Origin of the sequence: Schumannella sp. 10F1B-5-1 (assembly GCF_006517535.1) — a bacterium.
In the GTDB taxonomy this organism is placed as follows: Bacteria; Actinomycetota; Actinomycetes; order Actinomycetales; family Microbacteriaceae; genus Schumannella.
The window spans coordinates 310,323-316,773 of record NZ_VHQH01000036.1 but is presented as its reverse complement, the minus strand read 5'-3'; the positions used below and the strand labels follow the sequence as shown (position 1 = coordinate 316,773).

Here is a 6,451-nt window from a genome sequence, read left to right as displayed (position 1 = left end):
CGTTCGACGAGCCGTTCCCGTTCGACGAGCCGTTCCCGTTCTCGGCGCCATCCGAACTCGATGCGGCGCCGGAGACATCGGCGTTCGACGCGCCGCCGACGACGTCGACAGCCCCGGTGGCCGGATCGACGACGAGCGCCGGCGCCCGATCGACGGCGACGGCCGGAGCGGAGTCGATGCGAACCCCGGGGCCGGAGGCGATCAGCTGACCCACCCCCGGCTCCCCGGTTTCGCGCCCGGAGCTGTCCCCCAGCTCCAGGCCCTGGGACGCTGCGGCCCCCAACGAGGTCAGGGAGACGATGGCGACGACACCGAACACGAGCGACCCGATCGCCCGGCGGTGCGGCTTCATCCCCGACCTCTTCCCGAATGTCGACACCCCGAGTGCCGACAGAGATCAGTGTGCACGACGAAGATGAGGGCGGACGACGTCGCGGATGAAGAACCGTTCACGAAACGGCGGTGACGATCTGAACCGCCACCACGACCGCGGCCACCGCGATCGCAGCGACGGCGATGAGCACCGACGCACGTCGGCGCGCTGATCGCCTCGGCGCGGTGGCCAGCATCGCGGCGTCATGTCGACGATGGACGGCCCGGCGTGCCGAGCGCGCGGTGGCGTGCGTCTCGCTGGCGCCGACGAGATCGCCGTCGACGATGTAGCCGTCACCGACCCTCATCACCCGCGCGACCTCGCGGCCATCGACCTCCGCACGCCATTCGCCGTCGGCGAGCTGCGACCAGGTGAGCGGGTCGCCATGCCGATCGCGGCGATGCTCCGCCGCACGACCGCGGCTCATCCGCGACCGATCCGGCGCGCAGATCGAGATGACACGATTCTCATGAAGCGAGCGGCTGAGCATGCCCGGCCGCCGACGCCGTCCTGGCAGCCGCGGGGAGGTTGGACTGCCAGTAGGCGCCGGCGGGGATCCAGCGGATCGTGCCGCGGTGGTGGAAGCGGAAGGCGTTCATGAGAGGCCGTTCCAGCTGATCCCGCGGCCCGAACTCGAGCCGCACGGCCTCGAGGATCTCGTCGCGCGTGCACCTGCCGCGAGCGTGGATGCGCTCGATCATCCAGAGGGCGATCGGATCTTCTGCACGCGACATGCCTCCCGTCTACCGTGCCGCGACCGGCGGCGGCACGAAGATGAGAGCGATCTCATCCGGCACGACAGCGGATGCGACGCGCCGAGCCTGCGGTGACGATGCGCGAGTCAGCCGGGCAGCTCCAGGCCGGCCTCGAGCAGCTCGGCCATGTCGATCGGCTGGGTGGGTGCCGGCTCGATCGGAAGGTCGATCTCGTGTAGTCCGGACATGCTCGTCGTCCTCTCGCGCTGCGCTGATGGGAGTGGGTGCGGCGGTCTTCGCGTCACCGAGACGACGGTAGGTCCCGATGGCCCTCGCGGGCGGCGCTGTCAGCGAGTCAGGATGTGGGGAACCGGCTCCGAGTCGCCAGTCGCGCCCCGGCGAGCCGCAGCACCCGCGCTGGATCTCGCAGGGCCGACTCGGGATCGCCCGCGACCTCGATCAGCTCCTCCGCTGCCGAGAACCCCGCGGCGGCGGGATCGACGGCGATGATCCCGGCGATGAGAGCCGCCGGCACGCCGTGTCTCGCCGCGACGGCGACGGCGAAGGCAGGCGCCTTGCCGCGCAGGCTCTGCTCGTCGAACGAGCCCTCGCCGGTGATGACCAGGTCGGCGCCGGCGACCGCGGCATCCAGACCCAGGATGTCGGCGACCGTCTCGGCGCCGCCGCGGCGGGTCGCGCCCCAGGCGGCGAGGGCGAGCGGCACTCCCCCGGCGGCACCGAGTCCCGGCTCGGACGGGTCGATGCCGAGCTGCGCGGCGAGCGCTCCGAGTGCCGCGTCGGCCTCGGCGATCGCGTCGCCGACAAGGCCCTTCTGCGGTCCGAAGACCGCGGCCGACCCGGCGGGTCCGGTGAGAGAGTTGTCGACGTCGACCACGGCCACGACGCCGCCGGCGGGCAACGGGGGCAGCGCATCCAGGTCGACCGAGTGGATGCGCGGCAGCCCCCGCGCGCCCGGCTCGACCTCGAGCCCGTTCGCGTCGAGGAAGCGCGCGCCGAGGGCGCGCAGCAGTCCCGTGCCGCCGTCGGTGGAGCAGCTGCTGCCGAGGGTGATGACGATCTCGTGCGCGCCGTGGCGAAGCGCGTCGGCGACGAGCTCGCCGACGCCGCGGGTGTCGGCGTCGAGGGGGCGCAAAGCGCCGGCCCCGAGCAGGATCTCGATCCCGCTCGCCGAGGCCAGCTCGATCAGGGCCGTGGTCGTGCCGCCGTCGTTCATGTCGTCGTCGCCGGGGATGCGCAGCCACGCCGCCGCGACCGGCACCCCCGCGGGCCCCATCACGGTGACCGGCATCCGCGTCGCCCCCGCGGTCGCGGCGTCGATCGCGTCGAGCGTGCCCTCGCCGCCGTCGGCGATCGGCAGCAGCACGACCTCGTCGTCGGGGCGCACGGATGCCCATCCGGCGCCGATCGCGTTGGCCGCGTGCTCGGCGTCGATCGTGCCCTTGAAGCCGTCGGGGGCGATGAGGATGCGGCTCACGCGGCCACCTCGGCGACCCAGAGTCCGGTGGTCGGCGGGAACCAGTCGCCGTCGGGTCCGGACGCCCTCCACCCCGCCGCACGCAGGTGCTCGCGGTAGCCGGGCTGGGTCGTCGCCTCGCGATGCACGACGTGCAGGCCGGCGCGCTCGAGCAGCTCGGCGTAGCCGTCGAGCGTGGCGAGCTGGAAGCGCTCCAGCGCCTCGCGTGGCAGCGAGTCGGCGCCCCAGGTGAGCGTGCAGAGCGCCTCGCTGACGGCGTGGCGGGTGCCGGCCCAGACGCCGGGGCGCACGGGCTCGAGGCGGGTCTCGGCGAAGGGCGAGAGCGCGAGGTAGCGCTCGAGCAGCTCGTGGTCGCGGCCGAGCAGCTCGGCCGGCTCACCGGGACGCTCGGGCATGACGCCGTCGCGCACGATCACCACGCCGCCCGGCGCGAGGGTCGCGCGCGCCTGGACGAGCGCACGTTCGAGCGCGGCCCACGGGTCGCGGGCGTAGGAGAACACCTCGTGCAGCACCGCGCTGAACACGATCGTGGATGCGGGCTTGGAAGTCAGCGGGTCGGTGTCCGCTCCGAGCTCCCGCCGCCGCACGGCGAAGCGGGCTCCCCCGGTCGGGCTGCCCTTGCTCGAGCCCTCGAAGCCGGCGACGCCGGCGCTCGCGCGCAGGCGGGCGAGCGACTCCTCAGCGAGGTCGAGGGCCGTGACCGTCACGTCGGGCAGCTGGGCGAGCATCCCGGCCAGCTCGCCGCCGCCGGCGCCCGCGTCGACCACGTGGCCGGGCCGGACGTGCGGCAGGATGCGCGCCTTGTCGCCGAGCGCCGACGCCATGCGGACGAAGTAGCGCGGCTCGAGCGCCGGATGCGCGGCGGCGAGCGCAGAGGCGGGATCGCCGGTCATCGCATCATCCCCTCGATCGCCGAGCCGACGCGCCGGAGCCGGACAGGCGACGGGGCGATCATGCTCGGCTCCGCCGCCAGGATTCGAACCTGAACCTCACGGCTCCAAAGGCCGTCGTGCTGCCGTTACACCACGGCGGAACGCGCCGCGCGGGCGCACGACGAGTCTGCCAGAGCGCGGGCGGTGCCCGACGGCGCTGAGGCGCGTCAGCCGAGCTTCAGCCGACCGGCCGCAGCCCGTCGAGCGCGAGCCCGATGAGGCGCTGGCGCTGCGCGTCGTCGTCGACGGCGACCGCGGCGACGCCGGAGACGAGACGCACGACATCCGAGATGTTCACGTCGTCGCGCACCGCGCCCGCGGCCTGCGCGCGCGCGAGCACCGGCTCGCCCGAGCCGTACATGACGGCGCGGCACTGCGCGAAGACGGTCGACTCGCGGTTGAGGCCCTCGATGAGCGCGTGCTTGGTGCCGATGTACTCGACGAAGCGCCGCAGCCAGGCGCCGAGAGCCTTCTCGGCCGGCAGCTTCTCGGTCGCGGCGGCCGCGACCACAAGCGCCTCGACCTCGCCCACGTACACGGCCTCGATGAGGTCATCGCGAGTCGGGAAGTTGCGATAGAGCGTTCCGATGCCGACCCCGGCGCGGCGCGCGATCTCCTCGAGAGATGCGCCGGCGCCGTCGGCGGCGAACACCGCGCGCGCGGCCTCGACGAGGGCGTCGAAGTTGCGCGCGGCGTCGGCGCGCTTCGGGCGCTGGACGACGGTGGCCAGCTGGTCGACGAGGGTGCTCACGGCGGGACTCCAGACGGGATGCGGAACGCGGCTTGCGAAGCGGAGGCGCCCTCCGCTAATCTCTTACAAGCGGAGGCTCCCTCCGATCGGAGCCAGCCTCCATTCTACGCCGCTCGACGACGGATCGCATCCGAGCCGGGCCGCGCATCCCGAATATCCACACCACACAGCACCACGACCAGGAAGAAGGCCTCGTGCCTCGCTCACCCCTCACCGTGTTCCTCGCGCTCGCCCTCGGCGTCGCGAGCCTCAGCTCACTCCAGTCCCTCGTCATCCCCGTGCTGCCCGAGATGCAGCGCGAGCTCGGCACGACCGCGGCCGGCATCAACTGGACCCTCACCGCGTGGCTGATCGCCGCCGCCGTCGCCACTCCCCTGATCGGCCGCGTCGGCGACCTGCTCGGCCGCCGCAGCACGCTGCTCGTGGTCGCGGGCGTCGTCGCGATCGGCGACCTCGTCGCGTTCGCGGCGCCCGACCTCAGCGTGCTGCTCGTCGGGCGCGTGCTGCAGGGCGTCGGCGCGGCGCTGTTCCCGCTGGCGTTCGGCGTGCTGCGCGAGACCTTCCCGCGTGAGCGGGTGGCCTCGGCGATCGGCGCCATGTCGGCCGTCATCGCGATCGGCAGCGGCCTCGGCACCGTCATCGCCGGCCCGCTCGCCACGGCCCTCGGCTGGCGCGGACTGTTCCTGCTGCCCTTCGCGCTCGTCGTGACCAGCGGCATCCTGTCGTTCATCGTCATCCCGCGCTCGACCCAGCGCGAGCACGGGCGCATCAACGTGCCCGCCGGCGTGCTGCTCTCGGCATGGCTGGTCGCACTGCTGCTGCCGCTCAGCAACGGCGCCGTCTGGGGTTGGACCTCGCCGCTCGTGCTCGGGCTCTTCGGCCTCGCGGTCGTGCTGATCGTCGCCTGGGTCGCGGTCGAGCTGCGCTCGGTCGAACCGCTCGTCGACCTGCGCCTGATGCGCGCCCCCGCGATCTGGAGCACGAACCTCGCCAGCTTCCTGCTGGGAGGAGCGATGTTCGCCGTGTTCGCGTTCTTCGCGCGCTTCGTGCAGACGCCGTCGAGCACCGGCTACGGCCTCGGCGCGACGGTCGCGCAGTCGGGCCTGCTCATGCTGCCGATGCTGATCACGATGGCGGTCGCCGGCTTCGTGAGCGGTCCGCTCGGTTCGCGCATCGGCTTCCGCGCCCAGTTCGGCGGCGGCGCCGCCCTGCTCGGGCTGGCCTCGGTCGGACTGGGGCTGCTGCACTCCGCGGCCTGGCAGGTCGCCGTCGAGGCCGGTCTCTTCGGCCTGGGACTCGGCATCGCCTACGCGGCCATGACGAGCCTCATCGTGCAGAGCGTGCCGACCACGCAGACCGGCATCGCGACGGGCGTCAACGCGAACCTGCGCACGATCGGCGGCGCGATCGTCAGCTCGGTCGTCACCGTGATCGTGTTCGCCCACGTGGATGCGACGGGTCTGCCCTTCGAGGCCGGCTACACCGCCGCCTTCCTCACCGCGGCCGCACTGGCCGGCGTCTCGGCCCTGATCGCGCTGCTCGTGCGGCAGGCGCGGCGCCGCGGCGCCGTCGACCGCGATGTCGCCGTGCTGACGGCGCCGCTCACGCTCGAGAGCGAGGCGGCGGCGTAGGCCGAGCCGGCAGGACCGACGGAGTCGGAGGCGGGGTCAGGTGCCATGATGGGCGGATGCCCGCCTCCGACGAAGTCGACCGCATCGTCGACGCGTGGTCGCGCGAGCGGCCCGACCTCGACTTCGCGCCGCTGCAGGTGCTGTCGCGGGTGTCTCGACTGGCGAAGCACCTCGACCGCGAGCGCAAGGCGGCCTTCGCCGCGAGCGAGCTCGAGCCATGGGAGTTCGACGTGCTGTCGGCGCTGCGGCGCGCGGGCGAGCCGTATCAGCTGAGTCCGAAGGCCCTGCTGCAGCAGACGCTCGTGTCGAGCGGCACCATGACCAACCGCATCGACCGGCTCGTGACGCGCGAGCTCGTCGAGCGGCGCACCGATCCGAACGACGGCCGCGGCATCCTCGTGGTCATGACCCCGCGCGGACGCGAGCGCGTCGACCGCGCGATCAGCCGGCTGCTGGATGCGGAGAGCGCGCTGCTCGCCGGCCTCAGCGCCGCCGATCAGGAGCGCATCGCAGGGCTGCTGCGCAAGCTCAGTCTCGACTTCGACGCCGGCGCCTGAGCGGGGCCCCGCTCACC

At 73.2% G+C, this 6,451-nt stretch carries 8 protein-coding genes and 1 tRNA gene; 2 read left to right on the top strand and 7 right to left on the bottom strand.

Translation table 11 applies throughout. The features are described from left to right. From FJ658_RS16085 to FJ658_RS07090, 7 genes are all read right to left on the bottom strand, one after another. Positions 1–352, bottom strand: a 352-nt coding sequence (locus FJ658_RS16085) for a hypothetical protein (protein WP_219995729.1), incomplete at its 3' end; no start/stop codon positions are given. A gap of 97 nt (positions 353–449) precedes the next feature. Next, the gene (locus FJ658_RS07115; RefSeq protein WP_141144662.1) at positions 450–863 is read right to left on the bottom strand and encodes a hypothetical protein; all 414 of its coding nucleotides are present in this window, start codon (positions 861–863) and stop codon (positions 450–452) included. Next, positions 841–1,107: a hypothetical protein gene (locus tag FJ658_RS07110; protein WP_141144661.1), complete on the bottom strand. Its 267-nt coding sequence runs from the start codon at positions 1,105–1,107 to the stop codon at positions 841–843. Before FJ658_RS07110 ends, FJ658_RS07115 begins: the two co-directional genes overlap by 23 nt. 316 nt (positions 1,108–1,423) lie before the next feature. Then, positions 1,424–2,563 carry a glycerate kinase gene (locus tag FJ658_RS07105; protein WP_141144660.1) on the bottom strand — a complete coding sequence of 380 codons (1,140 nt, stop codon included), beginning with the start codon at positions 2,561–2,563 and terminating at the stop codon, positions 1,424–1,426. After that, complete coding sequence (locus FJ658_RS07100) at positions 2,560–3,456, bottom strand: methyltransferase domain-containing protein (protein WP_141144659.1); 897 nt, start codon at positions 3,454–3,456, stop codon at positions 2,560–2,562. The genes FJ658_RS07105 and FJ658_RS07100 overlap by 4 nt, the downstream gene beginning before the upstream one ends. 68 nt (positions 3,457–3,524) lie before the next feature. After that, a tRNA-Gln gene (locus FJ658_RS07095) sits at positions 3,525–3,596 on the bottom strand. Between the two features lie 77 nt (positions 3,597–3,673). Then, entirely contained in the window at positions 3,674–4,246 is a 573-nt protein-coding gene (locus FJ658_RS07090; protein WP_141144658.1) for a TetR/AcrR family transcriptional regulator, read from the bottom strand. A gap of 194 nt (positions 4,247–4,440) precedes the next feature. Here FJ658_RS07090 and FJ658_RS07085 point away from each other — a divergent pair, with 194 nt between their 5' ends. After that, positions 4,441–5,877 (top strand): MFS transporter, encoded by a 1,437-nt coding sequence (locus FJ658_RS07085; RefSeq protein WP_141144657.1) that lies wholly within the window; start codon positions 4,441–4,443, stop codon positions 5,875–5,877. Positions 5,878–5,933: 56 nt separating this feature from the next. Beyond that, positions 5,934–6,434, top strand: coding sequence for a MarR family winged helix-turn-helix transcriptional regulator (locus FJ658_RS07080; RefSeq protein ID WP_141144656.1), 501 nt, complete (start codon positions 5,934–5,936; stop codon positions 6,432–6,434). Positions 6,435–6,451: the final 17 nt, after the last annotated feature.